The organism is Neptuniibacter marinus (assembly GCF_001597725.1).
Classification (GTDB): Bacteria; Pseudomonadota; Gammaproteobacteria; order Pseudomonadales; family Balneatricaceae; genus Neptuniibacter; species Neptuniibacter marinus.
Map to the genome: position 1 here is coordinate 77,421 of NZ_LUTR01000012.1, position 16,474 is coordinate 93,894.

15 protein-coding genes and 1 tRNA gene are annotated in these 16,474 nt (G+C 41.8%); 7 read left to right on the forward strand and 9 right to left on the reverse strand.

Annotated elements, in window-relative coordinates; genetic code table 11:
- The first annotated feature begins 38 nt into the window (after positions 1-38).
- Together waaF and rfaC are read left to right on the forward strand one after the other, a co-directional pair.
- Positions 39-1,061, forward strand: a complete 1,023-nt coding sequence (gene waaF / locus A3774_RS09940; RefSeq protein WP_067866756.1) for a lipopolysaccharide heptosyltransferase II — start codon at positions 39-41, stop codon at positions 1,059-1,061.
- A complete protein-coding gene (gene rfaC, locus A3774_RS09945) occupies positions 1,061-2,041 on the forward strand; it encodes a lipopolysaccharide heptosyltransferase RfaC (RefSeq protein WP_067866758.1) in 981 nt (326 codons plus the stop codon). Before waaF ends, rfaC begins: the two co-directional genes overlap by 1 nt.
- A gap of 461 nt (positions 2,042-2,502) precedes the next feature.
- Here rfaC and A3774_RS09950 read toward each other — a convergent pair.
- Positions 2,503-2,578, reverse strand: a tRNA-Thr gene (locus A3774_RS09950).
- A 318-nt stretch (positions 2,579-2,896) separates the two neighbouring features.
- On the opposite strand from A3774_RS09950, the gene A3774_RS16795 reads away from it, so the two are divergent.
- The 3 genes from A3774_RS16795 to A3774_RS16805 all read left to right on the forward strand — a co-directional run bounded on the left by A3774_RS16795 (position 2,897) and on the right by A3774_RS16805 (position 3,895).
- Positions 2,897-3,088 carry a hypothetical protein gene (locus A3774_RS16795; RefSeq protein WP_197468049.1) on the forward strand — a complete coding sequence of 64 codons (192 nt, stop codon included), beginning with the start codon at positions 2,897-2,899 and terminating at the stop codon, positions 3,086-3,088.
- Positions 3,057-3,359, forward strand: a complete 303-nt coding sequence (locus A3774_RS16800) for an alcohol dehydrogenase catalytic domain-containing protein (protein ID WP_067866760.1) — start codon at positions 3,057-3,059, stop codon at positions 3,357-3,359. Before A3774_RS16795 ends, A3774_RS16800 begins: the two co-directional genes overlap by 32 nt.
- 77 nt (positions 3,360-3,436) lie before the next feature.
- Entirely contained in the window at positions 3,437-3,895 is a 459-nt protein-coding gene (locus A3774_RS16805; RefSeq protein ID WP_197468050.1) for a zinc-binding dehydrogenase, read from the forward strand.
- A 49-nt stretch (positions 3,896-3,944) separates the two neighbouring features.
- On the opposite strand, the gene A3774_RS09965 is transcribed toward A3774_RS16805, so the two are convergent.
- Together A3774_RS09965 and A3774_RS09970 are read right to left on the reverse strand one after the other, a co-directional pair.
- Entirely contained in the window at positions 3,945-7,061 is a 3,117-nt protein-coding gene (locus A3774_RS09965) for an efflux RND transporter permease subunit (RefSeq protein ID WP_067866764.1), read from the reverse strand.
- Positions 7,054-8,163 carry an efflux RND transporter periplasmic adaptor subunit gene (locus tag A3774_RS09970; RefSeq protein ID WP_067866766.1) on the reverse strand — a complete coding sequence of 370 codons (1,110 nt, stop codon included), beginning with the start codon at positions 8,161-8,163 and terminating at the stop codon, positions 7,054-7,056. Before A3774_RS09970 ends, A3774_RS09965 begins: the two co-directional genes overlap by 8 nt.
- 499 nt (positions 8,164-8,662) lie before the next feature.
- On the opposite strand from A3774_RS09970, the gene A3774_RS09975 reads away from it, so the two are divergent.
- The gene (locus tag A3774_RS09975) at positions 8,663-8,848 is read left to right on the forward strand and encodes a hypothetical protein (protein ID WP_067866772.1); all 186 of its coding nucleotides are present in this window, start codon (positions 8,663-8,665) and stop codon (positions 8,846-8,848) included.
- A 113-nt stretch (positions 8,849-8,961) separates the two neighbouring features.
- On the opposite strand, the gene A3774_RS09980 is transcribed toward A3774_RS09975, so the two are convergent.
- The 5 genes from A3774_RS09980 to A3774_RS10000 form a co-directional block, all read right to left on the reverse strand.
- Positions 8,962-9,504 carry a CBU_0592 family membrane protein gene (locus A3774_RS09980; protein WP_067866774.1) on the reverse strand — a complete coding sequence of 181 codons (543 nt, stop codon included), beginning with the start codon at positions 9,502-9,504 and terminating at the stop codon, positions 8,962-8,964.
- Positions 9,505-9,507: 3 nt separating this feature from the next.
- Positions 9,508-10,527: a substrate-binding periplasmic protein gene (locus A3774_RS09985; RefSeq protein ID WP_067866776.1), complete on the reverse strand. Its 1,020-nt coding sequence runs from the start codon at positions 10,525-10,527 to the stop codon at positions 9,508-9,510.
- The gene (locus tag A3774_RS09990) at positions 10,511-11,761 is read right to left on the reverse strand and encodes a hypothetical protein (protein ID WP_067866778.1); all 1,251 of its coding nucleotides are present in this window, start codon (positions 11,759-11,761) and stop codon (positions 10,511-10,513) included. Before A3774_RS09990 ends, A3774_RS09985 begins: the two co-directional genes overlap by 17 nt.
- A 136-nt stretch (positions 11,762-11,897) precedes the next feature.
- Positions 11,898-13,577 (reverse strand): diguanylate cyclase domain-containing protein, encoded by a 1,680-nt coding sequence (locus A3774_RS09995; protein ID WP_197468051.1) that lies wholly within the window; start codon positions 13,575-13,577, stop codon positions 11,898-11,900.
- 433 nt (positions 13,578-14,010) lie between these two features.
- Positions 14,011-14,196 (reverse strand): hypothetical protein, encoded by a 186-nt coding sequence (locus tag A3774_RS10000; protein ID WP_067866780.1) that lies wholly within the window; start codon positions 14,194-14,196, stop codon positions 14,011-14,013.
- A 528-nt stretch (positions 14,197-14,724) separates the two neighbouring features.
- Here A3774_RS10000 and A3774_RS10005 point away from each other — a divergent pair.
- Complete coding sequence (locus tag A3774_RS10005; protein ID WP_067866791.1) at positions 14,725-15,615, forward strand: glycerol kinase; 891 nt, start codon at positions 14,725-14,727, stop codon at positions 15,613-15,615.
- A 227-nt stretch (positions 15,616-15,842) separates the two neighbouring features.
- Here A3774_RS10005 and A3774_RS10010 read toward each other — a convergent pair whose 3' ends face one another.
- Complete coding sequence (locus A3774_RS10010; protein ID WP_067866783.1) at positions 15,843-16,139, reverse strand: DUF1840 domain-containing protein; 297 nt, start codon at positions 16,137-16,139, stop codon at positions 15,843-15,845.
- Between the last annotated feature and the right edge of the window lie 335 nt (positions 16,140-16,474).

Consider the following 16,474-nt stretch of genomic DNA (forward strand, 5'->3'; position numbering starts at 1 on the left):
AATGCTGCGTTTACTTATCAAATGCTAGGTCGCTTCAAATGAAAATACTGATTATCGGACCTTCATGGGTTGGCGATATGCTGATGAGTCAATCACTCTACAAGCATCTAAAGCAACAAAACCCTGCGCGAGAAATCGATGTATTAGCGCCTAACTGGTGCCGTCCTGTTTTAGCTAGAATGCCCGAGATCAATCAAGCAATTGAGATGCCGGTAGGCCATGGTAGTTTACAATGGTCACTGAGGAAAAAAATTGGCAAACAACTCGCCCAAACAGGCTATGAGCAAGCATTTATACTGCCCAACTCCTTAAAGTCCGCATTAATCCCTTGGTTTGCGAAGATCCCAACACGCACAGGATGGCGTGGGGAGATGCGCTACGGATTGCTAAATGATCTACGCGTATTAGATAAAGACGCATTTCCCTTGATGGTCCAACGTTATGTCGCTTTATCACAACCATCAGAAGCGTCAGCCTTAGCATTAGATAACATACTCTATCCACGCCTTACCGTAGACGATGAACAGCGTATAAAAGCTTTAGAGCAGTTCAGCCTTACAACCGATCAAGCCATTGCTTTCTGCCCAGGTGCAGAATTTGGCCCGGCTAAACGTTGGCCCGATTACCATTATGCGTCACTCGCGAAAAAACTAATTGCCGACGGCTATCAGATTTGGTTATTTGGCTCAGCAAAAGACCATGATACCTGCCAACAAATACAGAACCAGCTAACAAGCAACGAACAAGCAAGCTGCCATAATCTAGCCGGAGAGACCAGCTTACCCCAAGCGATCGACCTCATTTCGCAGTGTAAAGCAGCTGTCAGTAACGATTCAGGTCTAATGCATATTGCATCAGCCGTTAATACACCGCTAGTAGCCCTTTATGGGCCCACCAGTCCAGACTTCACCCCGCCGCTATCTCAACAAGCAGAAATAATCCGCTTGATTGATGGTTTTCACAAAATAAGAAAAGGCGATGCAGACCAAGGCTACCATCAAAGCCTCATCGATATCCGCCCAGATATGGCTTATACAGCACTGCAACAGTGGTTAAAATAATGAAAGTACTGATCGTAAAAACTTCCTCTATGGGCGATGTCATCCATACACTTCCTGCATTAACTGATGCCGCTGCTGCCTATCCTGATATTCGCTTTGATTGGGTAGTGGAGGAGGGGTTTCAAGAGATCCCCCATTGGCATCCCCAAGTGGACAACGTCATTCCTGTTGCGATTAGACGGTGGCGCAAAAGCATTATTCAAACCTTAAAAAAGGGTGAATGGTCAGCTTATAAAGCTCAATTACAGGCACAAAATTACGATTTTGTTATTGATGCTCAAGGACTATTAAAAAGCGCGCTTCTAGTTTCTAAACTTGCCCACGGCCCCAGCTATGGCCTAGATAAAGGGTCTGCTAAAGAACCGTTGGCTGCCCGCTTTTACGACAACCCCATTTATGTAGATAAAAACCTACATGCAGTCGAGCGTATACGTCAATTATTTGCCAAAGCTCTAAATTACCCCCTACCTAAGCAGCTAGGTGATTTTTCCATTCGCCCACATTTTGTACCAACATCACCGACAGAGCCCTATTTAGTATTCCAACACAGTACAACTCGATTTGATAAGCATTGGCCTGAAGAGTATTGGATCTCACTCATCGAAAAAGCCAGTGATTGGAAGATTAAACTCCCTTGGGGTAGTGAAGCAGAGAAAGAGCGTGCCGAGCGCTTAGCGCACAACCAACCACACGTAGAAGTTCTCCCTAAACTATCGCTGTCAGAAGTAGCAACTGTGCTTGTTAGTGCCACAGGGTGCGTTTCAGTAGATACAGGCTTATCTCACCTCGCTGCCGCGCTTGATACACCCAACTTAATACTTTTTGGCCCAACCGACCCCGGTTTAGTGGGTGGTTACGGCAAAAATCAGCAATGCTTAGAAGCTAAAAATTATCCTCTCAACACACACAAAGCTGAACCTGCCGTTTTTGCTCCGTTAACGCCGGACATAGTTTGGGCCACTTTCCAAAAAATGATTTAACCCTTACTGATCTCAATCACATTATCACACGGATATATTGGCGGCCTCATTCATACCAACTAGCATTAGAGTAGGGTATGTTTTAATAAAAAACAGAGCGAAAACCAAATGTTCGCATCATTACTAGAGCGCCGTGATCAAGCAGATGTTGAACGGCTATCTAATGAGATCAAAACAGCCTTGGCCGATCGATCATCATCACTGGATGCATAAAATCAGCCTAGCCATGATGATATCAAAAACTCTATAAAGCGAGCGGATGTCGCGCTATATACCGCAAAAAATAGCGGCCGAAATAAAACCATTAGCTTAGATGCTGCAGAAGCCGGAGCGATTAATCAAAACAGTGCCGATAGTGAACTTAATCAAGTAGACGCCTAAACAACTGGTAATCTAAACATATATATAGTTTAAGGACGTAATAAAGTGATTGAAGAGCTTTCCTAGAACAAGGAAAAAAATGGTGCCGGCACGAGGAGTCGAACCCCGGACCTACTGATTACAAGTCAGTTGCTCTACCAACTGAGCTATACCGGCACACTGAGGACGCGAATCTTAGGGATTTTTTATCTGCGAATCAAGCCCCTTTTTTAAAAAAATAACTTTTCTTTAACATTATTCCCTTCTGATAGATCTACCTAGTATTTTTATAACCCATCCGACCTTCGACATATTTCTTGACAATGAAATTGAACGAACGTTAAATTTGGTCGATTAAGGTTCTATAAAAGAGCATTGCAAAAACCTACTTTAGAACAAGCTCTTAGATAAATAGAACCAATTCTTAGACAAAGAGTTGCGGCATACGCTTTACCATGTAAGCCTAATTACTCACCTTGTTCGGAGAACAAAATAATGCGCGCTTATCAAGTAACAACTGCCGATAGCATCAATACGCTCCAACAAGTAGTAATAGATATTCCTACCCCAGCTGCTGATGAAATTTTGGTAAAAATGAAAGCCTGTCCACTCAACTATCGCGACATACTGATCACCATGGGTGGATATGTAAGGAATGACATACGCCCAATCATCCCTCTATTTTGATGGTACAGGCGAAGATGTTAGCGTGGGTAAGTCTGTCACCAACTTTCAAATAGGTGATCGCGTTATTGGCAACTTTTTCCAAGCCTGGAAAGAGGGGAAAATTGATGATGCAGGACTTAATTCTGCAATGGGCGGCAGTATAAATGGTGTGCTTGCCGACTACTTTATCCTTAAAGCCGATTGTAGTGTCAAAATTCCTGATTATCTCGCATATGCTGAAGCTGCAACACTACCCAACAACTGCATGGCATTCACTTGTCTCTGTTGGTGAGTTAAAGCCTAACCATGCAGTTCTACTCTTGGGTACTGGCGTTTCTATCTTTGGATTGCAAATTGCCAAGGCCCTTGGTGCCAAGACGATTATCACCTCTTCCAGCGATGAACAGCTTGCGTACACTTGGCGCAGATCACACAATCAATTATAAAACTCATCCAAATTGGGAAGAAGAAGTACTAAAAGTCACTAACGGAGAAGGTGTAGATAACGTACTTGAAGTTGGTGGTGCAGGTACATTTGAAAAATCTTCAGCCTGCGTAAAACCCAATGGAACGGTCTCCCTAATAGGCATGCTTACCGGTCTTGAAAGCCCTTCTATTAGTTTGATGACTATTTTCAACCTATTACGGATTCAAGGTATTTTTGTTGGCAGCACAGAGATGCTTACACAGCTTATCTCAACTATGGAAACCCATAAGATTCATCCTCAAATTGATAAAAAGTTCCCATTCTCTCAGGCACTCGATGCTTATGAATGGATGGCGCAAGCTAAACATTTCGGCAAAGTTGTGATCGAAAGCGAAGACTAAGATAGATTTGTGGGGAAGCTAAAAAAGCGCATCACCCCCCACATTTTTATTACAACGGTGTTTGTGTTTCTAGCGGTAATGGTTTTAACCGGAAAGAATGGAAAATATGATACATAATAGGCACGAGCACTAGGCTCACTAACATAGAAAAGCTTAGTCCCCACACAACGCTCACAGCCAAGGGCTGTAACATTTCAGCACCATCACCCCAACCTAAGGCCAAAGGCAACATGCCGACAACCGTACTTAATGTCGTCATTAAAATCGGCCTTAAACGCAATCGTGCAGCCGTAACAATCGATTCAGATAACTCTGCACCTCGCGCACGTTCCAACTCGATATACTCGACCATTAAGATAGCATTATTCACTACAATACCAACTAACATGATCATACCGAGCCAAACGGGCATAGACAGCGGCAGAGCCAATGCATAAATACCTAACGCCACCCCCACAGAAGCAAATGGCACACTCAAAATAATAATTAATGGGTTCACTAGTGACTCATACTGAATAGCCATCACGACAAACACTAAAAAGAGCGCCAAAAGTAATAAAATATCTGTTAGTTCTTGCTGTTCAGCTAACGCTTGTTTAGAACCACCATCATACAAAGTATATCCAGCTGGTATTTCAATCTGCTCTCTTAATTGATCTAAGGCTTGAACCGCCTCCCCTAAGGTAGCATTACCAGTCAACGATGCAGTTACCTCGACAATACGCATCTGGTTATCACGTTTAATTGTAGCGGGTGTTTCTAACAATTCGATGGACGCAACCGTACCAAGGTAAACTGGTGGTGATTCATCCGATGCTGGAAAAAGAATAATAGACTCTAAATCCTGTGGAGAAATTATCTCTGTTTGCGCTAAGCGGAGGCGGATATCGTAGGATCGATCCCCCTCAAGAAAATCACTCACAACAGTACCTTGCAAAGCAATTTGTGTGGCTTGAGTAAGATCCTGTAGATTTAAACCTAATTGTGCGGCCCGCTTTCGATCCAAAGTAATGGCAATTTCAAACTGCTCATCCTCGGCGGAATGGGCAATATTACTCAAACCTGGGATATTAGCCATTTTCGCGCTGATCTCATCAGCAATCAGCTTAAGTTGTTCATTATCACTACCTTGTATTCTCAAACTGAGGTCATCATCGCCTCTATTTGTTCTGATGCCTCGAATACCTCGTTGAGACATATTAATCTTAAAACCTGCCAACTGAAGGTTATTTATCTGCTTGTTCATACGCTCCATCCACTCATGACTACTCACTGAGCGCTCAGATAAAGGTTTAAGCTGGGCAATGATGGTGGTACGGCTAGGCGTTTCCCTCTGCGTTCGACCAACGACGGAACCACCCACTAAAGTAAAAACAGTATCGATTTCTGGTTGTTTAGCAAACAAACTTTCAATGATATGCGCTTTCTCATCCATCTCGGCCAATGAAATACCAATATCAGCAGAGACAATCACTCGAATACGTCCATCATCCAGCTGTGGTAAAAATATCTGTTTACCACTCATAAAAATAGGAATACTGGCCGCTAAACCAAGGACAAATAAAATCACCGTAAGCCAACGCACTTGAAGTATTTTAGATATGATAACCGCGTAAAACTCCTGCAAGTGGTTAACCCCCTTATCCACCTGTTTACGCAGCCAGTTTGTATTCAAGCTAGTCACTTTTGCGGCATAGGCTGGCACTAGCGTTAACGCAATAATCATTGAGGCAAAAATGGCCGCAGAGATAGTGAAAATCAGCTCCCGAAACAACAAGCCCGTCAGCCCACCAATAAATAGAAAAGGTAATACCGCAGACAAGTTAGTAGAAGTGGAGGCGATGATAGCCCCATTTACCTCTGTAGCCGCATCAGAGGCCGCATCCGCAGGCTTTTCGTGCTCACATTGATGTCGATATATGTTTTCCAACATCACAATCGTATTGTCTACCAACATCCCTACGCCTAACGCTAAACCACCTAAGGTCATCACATTTAAAGTTAGCCCACCGAGCCCCATTAAGACGCAGGTAAACATAATGGCAATAGGAATAGCGCTACCAATAATCAGCGTGCGACGTAAATTGCCTAGGAAGATATACACAACCGACATCGCCAACAAAGCACCACTAATGGCCGCCAAACTAGCATTTTGTAAAGATTGATAAATATAAATAGACTGATCAGATACAGTAGTTACACTGACATCTTCAGGTAAAATTTTCTGTTCTTTAAGCCAACGCAATCGCTCTTGAACTACATTAACTACTGACGTGGTGTTAGCTGTAGGCTGCTTCTGGATAGATAATTTGATGCCACCAATACCATTAGCACGAACTTTAATACGCTCATCCTCATGGGTATCAAGCACCTCAGCAACATCACTAAGATAGACGGTGTTCCCAGCATGCTGGGCCACTGGAAGTTGCCTGATCCCCTCCACACTTTTAAGGCGACCACTAATACGGCCCGTAATTTCATGGGCGGGCATCTGCAATCGCCCTATGGGCTCATCGCTATTAGATTTTTCCAAAGTATTAATAACATCTTGATAACTCAGCCCTAAGCCCGCTAAGCGACTTTGATCAGGAATAATCTGAATTTCTCTCTCGAGTCCACCACCCACCTCAGCAGCAGCAACACCCGGCAAATTCAAAAACCATTTAGCAAATACATCATCGACCCAACGGCGAAGCTCAACCCCGTTTCTGAATTGAGAACTAATAACAAACTCCATAACGGGAATTTGAGACGGATCGAGCTTATAAATAATAGGAGGATCAATGCTATCAGGAAGAAATCTTTTTGCGCGGTCTAATCGTGTACTGGCATCACGTAGGGCAATATCAATATCTTTTCCGTAATCAAACGCCAAATCAACCGTTGCAAGCCCGCGTGTTGTATTAGATTGAACACTAATTGCATCTTCTGTAATTGCTAATTGCTCTTCAAGCTGACGAGTTACTTTATCCTCCATCACAGAGACAGGTACACCGCTATCGATAATGCGCACACGCACTTCTGGATAAATAATATTAGGTAAAAGATCGATAGCTAAACGGCTAAGTGTAAATAATCCCAAGACAATCACAGCTGCAGCAATCATACTCACCCCAACAGGATGCCGAATGGACCAACTGGCAATGCTTTTACGATGGTTATTCATTAGGAGAGTCTATGCGAAGGTTGTTATTAAGTTCTGCGGGCACTGTATTCGATGCAATAACTTTGACCTGCGTACCATTGCGTAAATTCGTATAGCCCCGAGTTACTATTCTTTCACCCTCTTCAAGGCCTCTTAAAATCTCTATTTGTTCGCCTATTTTCAATCCACTCACAACCGGTCGAATCTCCGCCCGATTATCATCACCAATAATGTAGACATATTCCCCCTGCGAAGAACGTCTAAGCGCAGCGAAAGGAATCAACAGACGAATAGCTTCCTGAGTTTTTAATTTAACCCGTGCCAACTGTCCAGGCAGAGCGCCTTTAGGTACAGGGGACAATGCAATTTCTACGATTCCGGTACGCGTAACCGGATTAAGTGTTGGATAGATACGGGTTATTTTTCCTTTAACAAAAGGTTCTGCTAAATCTTGGCCACCAGCAAGTGCATCGATAGTCATAGAAACCGCATCACCTAAATGCAGTTTATTAATCAACAAGGCCGATACATTTAACTCAGTAATCAATGAGCTTTGATCGGAGATCGTTAACAAATGGCTATAGCTTTCAACTATGTTTCCTTGCTCGGTTAAACGCTCACTAATGACCCCATCAATCGGTGCTCTTATTTGTGTGTAATCTAACCGAGTCGCTAAAAGCTGCTCGTCTGCTTGAGCAACTGCCAATTCAGTTTCAACCCGAGTTAATTCTATTTCCGCCGCTAATTTACGCTTCGCTAAGCCACGGATACGCTTTAAATCCTTTTCCGCTTTACTGCGTAAGGCTTGTGCGCGTTTAAACTGTGCTTTTAACAAACGATCATCAAGACGTGCAACCATATCCCCGGCCTTTACCCGATCACCTTCATAAAAAGGTAAAAACGTAATACTGCCCTCTTCTTGGCTATAAATGTGTATATCTTGGTGGGCTCGTAATGTACCTGTTCGTTCTCTCTCTATAGAGGTACTAACTTTTGATGCAGCAACGATTTGGACCAGATGCTCTTTTTTCTTCTTCGCTTGATTAGCTTCAGGCTTAGAACAGCTACTTAATACTATGCAAAAAAAGAGAGAACCAATTATTAGAAAAAAATTACGCAACATCACAATATACCTATAAATAAAACGACACTGCGCCCACTTATCTAGCTAAAAAGAAAAGAGTCACGCGATTTGTACTTTTTTTCATCCTAGAAGCTAAAAAAATTCAGGTCTATATCTATGTTTTACTACTCTGATATTACAAATAATAGAGTACTCAAACTTACCCTACTTCATATAAATTAAAACGAAGCTCCCCAAAAAAAACTAACCGATTCTATCGTCGTAATATTGGTATGGTTTTACCTTCATACGCAAAGCCGTTTACTAAAATTCAAACGCTTTGTTCTATACAAAAAGAACGACAACAGAAGATATATCTAATTTAAAAATACCTAATGTATATAATATAAAAACCGCTCTAGTTAAGCCTAAAAAGAATACTAAAATGGCCTAAACAAGCAAAATATACTACATAAGTAGCAATTAACTAGATATAAGCTTGCACAAAAACAAATAAGGACTATGGTGTTACAAAATACTACTTAAGAGTTGATTTCATATGATTAGCTACAGTAATAAGTTACGTAAAACTGAGCAGCTACAATCCGAGCCTTCTCTAGTATCACCCCCAAAAAACAGAACTAACTTTCGCTGCTTTCAGAACTTAAAAGACGCATTAAAACGTTCTGAAGAGCTACTTCATAAAGCGGAAGAATTACAAAAAGAGTTTGGCAAAAAAGTATGAGATCTTAACCACATCTTAACCACATCTTAACCACACATACCGTGTCTAAAGTTCCACAAACACGGCTATAAAAACCACTAGCCAAAATTTATCTAACCGCCTTAGCATATTAATCATGCTCGAAGCCTTAAATAACCAATAACAGATAAGCTTCCCCACAGCACCTCTAACAAAAACACAGGCCAATTTTCATCTAAATAGAGTTGAGGCAACAGAATAAAGGCAGCATAAGCACTAAATAGAAAATAACCTTTTTGTGGTAATTGCCGACTAGAAAAACGCCAATAAGATAGGCAAAAAGCAATCACCGAACTCCACGCCAAAATATATAAGCCAGCCATTTGATTAACTAACCAAAACCAGATACAACCAATACAAAAAACAATAGAAACAAGAAAAGTGAGATAGCGGTTAGTCAGAAAAAGTGCCGGCAACTTATACCGATATAGCGCAGCAAGACTGATCAATGCCCAAAAAGCGTTAATCAATACCGGCTGCCATGATGAGAGAATCATAGAGGAGACAACGACAAGTACAGCAGCGCAAAAATTGATTACATAGTAACCCCTATCTGAACTACGTTTTAAAATCGATATCCATCCATGTGCAAGTATATATAAGGCGGTCCCCGCCCAACCTAAGGTTAATTCAAGCACTAATTAATCAACCTCTAAATGCATATTTCGCACATAGAGTTCTCGCCCCGCGTGGGGGCCATCTACAATCCGTACTTTTGAGTAATTCATCATGCCGTCGAAAATTTTCTCGGTGGCATGAGGTTTTAATACAACCTGATCCCAGCTCAACACTACGGCTCGACTGCCTTGAGGAACCACATAAAAAAGCTTGTCAGGCTCCTCAGAAGTTAGCTCAAAACCGGTGACAACAGGAAAGCCCTCCGTTGGGACAAGCCTAACATAACCGCTACCTCCACCTAATTTAGGCGCACTTAAAATTTGGTCAATCATCCCTTTCTGCTTTAGAGTCGCCAACGCCTTATTAAAGTTAGTGATAAACGCAGCACCTTCCTCAGTTTTAGGCGCGATTAGGTGAATAGCATCTTTTGAACTGTACCCTGCTAATAATTTAAATTCGTGAATACGATGGGGGTAGTACTCTTGTATCAAATTACGTGCAACTTCGACACTGATAGGTAACAGGTCTATTTCGCCCTTTACCAGGGCTGTAATCGCCATTACCTCTCCACTAAAGACCGTCGCATCATTAAGTAAAAATGCTAACTTTTCGCCATAACTATAGCCAGCAACTCGGCCTACTTTTAAGTGACTAATATTAGTCAGATCGGGCTCAACTAAATTGCTTTGCGTTGAGTAAAAAACACCATTCTCAACCTTCATCAACGGTGCAGAGAACAACACCTCATCCGCTCGCTGCTGTGTCCAGAAATAGGGAAAACTAGCCTTAACACCGCTCTTCGCCACCTGTTGATAACTAAAGTAATAATCCAGCTCTTGCCAAGAGGGGGACAACTCCATCTGATAATAAACCATCTGCACTATGCTTGCTGCGGTACCTAATTCCATACCGGGCTTATTCACATAAGGGGGCCAGTGAGCGGTATAGACCTCTGATGGCGCAAATGGCTGGGCCTTAAGGGGTAAGCAGAAAAATAAAAAACTTACTAACCCAGCACGTAATAAATTAGCGGCTTTTGGCATACCAATAGCCTCCTAATAATGAAAGGATCATAACGCAACTTAACATCAGCAAGTTATCCGTTTCCCAACTCGCTATTTCAGTCAAAAAGCCGGACGGTTCCACATCCCTATAACCTAGCGTTGCATTTGATGTGTATGCGCGGCTATATTGAGAAAGCGATACAGCAAGATCAAATAAGCTAATAAAACCTATACCCACTAAAATCAGGTCAGTATAAAAGGTACTTTTTTCTGAACGTGATGTGTGAATATCTTTAAGACGACTCGAGCAGGTATCCAATAAACGCTGAGAGTTTTCAGTTATTTTATTGAAATCCCACCCACTAAGAATCTGCTCGACAAGCTGCTTCTTATCCCGCTGTAGATATTTTAAACTTTCCTGGTAAGCACAAGTATGCATTCTTGTAATTGCACGAATACCATCTAAGGTTTGCTCTGCATTATGGGTATTATTTTCTAAATATGCATCAGAGATCGCACGGTATAAATGCGTATTGCATACATCCTGCACCGCATATACATACTGAGATAAGCACATAGCTTCGAGCATGTAATCTAGTTCACCCTTCTGTTTTTCCACTACAACATAGTGAAGCCAAGAAAGAGCATGATTTTTTTCGCCGCGTATTATTTTATTTGCATCTTCAGGGCAGGGCGTATCTCGTAGCCAATCAACTATAGTCTGTTTATTCTCTGCTACTTCGGCATCACCAAGGCGCATTAAACTCGAGCTCCACAGCTGCTCCACCTCAGAGCAATCAGTGAAGGGCATATTAATATCCGTGAAGCCCGTGAACTGACCCACGGTTTCCAAATAAGATGGCTGCACAGACTGGGGAAGGCTTTTAAGCAATGGGAAAAGAATCTCTCGATAAAAACAGTCAATTAACTCGGTTGTTTTCTCCTGTAAATACGCTTCCAACTCACTCCCATATGCCGTATCTTCAAGATCGAAACAGATCGAAACAATGCTCATACAGTTACTATAAACCTGAACATCTAACTGAGCCTGTAGCTCAGGGTAATCTTGTTTCAGTCGGAATAAGCAAAGTGTATTTCGGTCATCCACATTTATCTTTTCGTAGGCTTTTTCATTACGAAATTGCTGCACTCGGATAGAGGGGGCAGCTTGTGACAGGCTATCAAGGAACGTCTTATACCCCTGACTTTGTTCATTAACACCCACCTTCAAATTCAGGTGGCTTCGAATCGGGGTAAGGGTAATCAGCTGCATCGGATGTCCTTAGGATTTTTTCGAATATTTTAGAGAAAATTTTCTTTTAGAAACAGACAAAAGGAGCATAAAAGCCTATCAGATAAAAATTAGGTCAAACAGCGAGGAGGTAGAAAAACCTTACAGGTGTAACGACTCATAAGCGGTCAGTACCCGAACCGCCATTCCCTTTTTGGGCAATGCATCTATCCGATGAGAAAAAACTAATATTATTTCTACCTAAGCGTTTAGAAGCATACATAGCTATATCTGCATTATTGATTAAATCTATAGAAGAATCTCCATCATCAGGGAACATAGCAATACCAACAGATGCCCCTATATTCAGCATATCACTGCACACCGTTATAGGTTCATTAATAGATTCAACAACACGCTTAGCCACATACTCAACCTCATCTTTGCCCTGAGGGTTATTGAGGATAAACATAAATTCATCACCACCCACACGCGCAACGGTATCCGACTCCCGCACTAACGCGAGTAAGCGCTTGGCAACCTCTTTTAATAACTCATCGCCAACATTATGACCAAATCGGTCATTAACAGCTTTAAAGCCATCAAGATCTAAAAACATCACGGCAAGGCTAAACTGCTCACGGTTAGAATTGATAAGTTTTTGGTTGATACGATCCATCAACAGTGTGCGATTAGGCAGATCAGTCAAAGCATCATGAAAAGCCAAATGTTTAAGATGCTCATCTTTACGTCTAAGAGCAGTAATATCATTGAATACCGACACATAACGAACAGGTTCACCGTTTTCATCACGTACCATACTGATGGTCATACTTTCTAAATAAAGATCCCCATCTTTACGACGGTTCCATATTTCGCCGCTCCAACGACTATTCGTTTGAATCTCTTCCCACATGGACACATAAAACTCTTCATCGTGCCGGTTAGACCGCAGGATACGAGGGTTTTTTCCAATGACATCGTCTTCGCTATAACCTGTAATATCAGTAAAAGCAGGATTAACTGATAAAATAGCGCCATTTGTATCGGTAATAAGAACACCATCCAACGTGTTATCAAAAACACAGGCTGCGAGTTCAAGCTCTTCCGCGGTTTCTTTAAAAACAGTCACCTCATTGGCTAAAATCGAAAATCCTTTAACCCTGCCCTCATCATCGAAATCTGGAATATAGTGCCCGATGATATGCCCATCACTGCCATCAACTTTATTGAGAGTCCGCTCAAAACGTTGTGGCTCACCGGCAAGTGCTCGACTAATATGAGGCTCATTTAAAGCAAACAGTTCCTCATCAACCAAATCTTGGAATGCGATCCCTACAATTTCTTCAGGCTTTTTCTCAAACCACTCTTGGTAAGCATTATTGGCATACAAACAACGGAGATCAGTTCCCCAATAACCAATCATACTCGGCGAAGCGTCAATAATAGAGCTGATAAACTGCTCACGCTCAACAGATTCTTTTAACGCCTGCTCAGCCTTTCTGAGCCTTTGACGAAGGGCGCAGAAATGACTAAAAAAATACGCCATAGCACCTGATATGATGGCAAACATGGCCATATCAAGAAAATCAAACATAGACTCTACTGGAGGATGTGAAAACAATAATGGCCACAAGAATGTGACCACCAAACATGAAAATAACGTTGTTAATAAACCTGCGTAAAACCCCGCATAAATCGCAACTACGATCACAGCAGGATAAAATGTCAGCCACGTAAGTTCCGACTCTAGCCCTTGCAAAGGCCATACTCTTATACCAGCGGCTAAGCTAACCATGAAAAATGCCGTGATAAATGCCTTAATGACCCTAGATCCTTTTTCCGTTATGACATTCATGTATTACCGTTGGCCATATGTAGCTGCTTTTTCCAGTTCCAACGGATCGTCAGTAAAGAAAGAATAGATGTGCGCAGTTTACGCTGTTTACGGAGGTTATAGAATCGTTCGAGGCCTATTCATTATTGTTTCGCTTATTAGGCGTACTCCAAGACTCTAACGTCCAAACTCCCGTATCAAGCATTCCACATCTGTATAAGCCTAGCAGACTTCAACAGAAATGATATTACAGTGCAAACTAAAACGACAATCCCAGCAGCACTTTATACTAATGCGCTTACTTAGCATGATATATGTGAAGGCCTATGTAGCCCCTTTACATAAATTATTTGCAACCCTAAAGAAAAAGTAGAAACCCTAATTCAGTTACTCCCTGCCAAAACAGGCATCAAGCAACCTTATTAAATATGATAAGGGCTAATTAGACAGTAGATCATGCCGCACACTCCGGCGCATTTACTTGCTGCCATAGAGAATTCATAGCATTCCAATACCAATTATTAAGGGAGATAATCTCCTCTATAGACTCACAAGTCGATAGAATTTCATGATGTGTTTCAGTGAGCGAATGGGTCCGCTCTATTAGTTCGTTCAAACTCATAGAAGTAGGTATGCTCATGTTTTAAGCTCCTCACAGCTGAACTGTGAAAGTTTATTAAGTAAAACCTTTGCTGCTGCTCATATCTCCAGCGATTCTCGTCTTCAAAAGCGCAATCCTGTATAGATATAAACAACTAACTACTCTTCTATGTTTTTATCTTTATCAAATTTACTATCTAGCTCTTATTATAAGGACTTAGCGGCAGGCAACCAGAGATCAATCTCTCTGTTTGTACTGACGTAATACTCTCTACCCCCTAACGGCCTGTATATAAAGCAACCAATTAACAACAAAAAGTCACCATATTTTTGTGCAATGCAGCATAATGATTAATATGGCCAAAGGGATTGAATTCAAGGAAATCTATGCAAATAGATGTAAAAATCACAAAAAACAATAACTGCACCGCACAAAATATCTATTATTCAGAATAATATTTAAGATCGTTTGGGTAATGAACAATATTAGAGCACCATTAAAACGATGAAGAACCTAAAGTGCGATATGATATGAGCGCATAAACAGGATTCAAGGATGTATCTCAGTATGAGCAAAACACTTTCAACATCGGCACTTGCCAAAAACAGAGCCATCTCAGGTAAAGAACTATTTGCACAATTAGAGGCATGCGGCTTCATTCAACGTAAAGACAACGAATGGAAGCTACTCCCTGCCGGAGAGAATGCAGGCGGCCAATATATTAATCACCCAAAGTACGGCAAGTACATTACTTGGCCCGAAGATCTATCACTCGAAAGCTCATCTTCAGACCCAACAAATTCAAGTTCAGAAAAGTTTGTTACGGCTACGGTGATAGGCAAAACCTTCAAGCTGTCAGCAAATCGAATGAATTCAATCCTGTCAGAACTGGGCTGGATAAATAAAGCACTCAAAGGCTGGACCATCACCTCTTCCGGCAAAGCCTCTGGTGGTGAACAAAAAGAGGATTTCCGTTCCGGTATCCCTTATGTTGTTTGGCCTAACTCCATCACTGAAAACAAAGCGTTAAAAACCACCATCAGCGAAGTTCAAGGTGAAGCGGCATCCGAAGAAGCAAAACCAGAAACGAGTGATGATTCAAACTTCCGTGATAAATTTGAAGCAAAACTTCGTACTACCGATGGACATTACGTTCGCTCCAAAGCAGAAATGCTAATAGATAATTGGTTATACATGGCTGAAATAGTTCATGCCTATGAGCGAAAACTACCTATTGAAGAGGAGGTCTACTGCGACTTCTACATCCCTACAGGCAAGGTCTACATCGAGTACTGGGGCTACGAAAACGATTCAAAATATCTACACAGAAAAGCACAGAAGCAGGAAATTTATAAACAATACGGCTTTAAGTTAATCGAACTTGAAGATAAGGACGTTCAGAACTTAGATGATGTTCTGCCTCGTATGCTATTGAAGCATGGGGTGCAGTCATATTAATTGCTTGGTATTTGACGTTGTGGCCAAAGCATAGGAGATTATCTAAAAGCAGATAAAACAAAGGGGAACTGTATGGTTACCACTTCCCCTTGTCGTTTTGGATATAGGTGAGAATGAGGGCGGTATCTATTTCTCGGACACTAAGAACAAAAAGACCGATACTTAGTTGATGTTTTCACCTCCACCCTTAAGCCTCACTAAAGGCTTAAAGTAATCCAGTGCTGTAACTATTTCCACATAACGTCTGATTTGTCCTTCGCAGCAGCAGTAAGAAGCTCAATTAGCGGAAGTGCACGATTGGTGATACTCACCTCTGCCTCCTCAGTATCCTCGTCCATCACGGGCGACTGGTTTTTATCCGCATCAATTGCAGCGGATAACTTGCTCAGTGCTTCAGGCACATCTTCGGCCAGAATTGCGCCAGGTACGGTAGCGCTATGTCCCATCATTTTTAGCATGGAAAGACCTACATCACCAAACATCGTAATACTGCTATATGCATCGGTTGAAAATGTTATCAGCATAGGGAGTTCCTTGAGTTCATTAACCTCGAATACTGAGTAAAATATAGCAGATAGAACAGACATCTACATTGTTACAAATATCTGTGGACCAACAGGTTGTTCGCTGCTCGACAAATATGGGGGAATAGAAAAAACTATGCACGAAAGAAGCTCTCGATATATGGCTAGCAGGAATTAGCTCACGCACCACCCATTGAGGCCAACTTTGCACTGATATTGTGGCCACACCTATTGGAAAACTAATCATACGATTAAAACTGAATTAGCTCAGACTAGATCTGACACATCATCTTGAAAAAGAGAGAGTTACCCGTTTTGATAAAGGTGTCGAATCT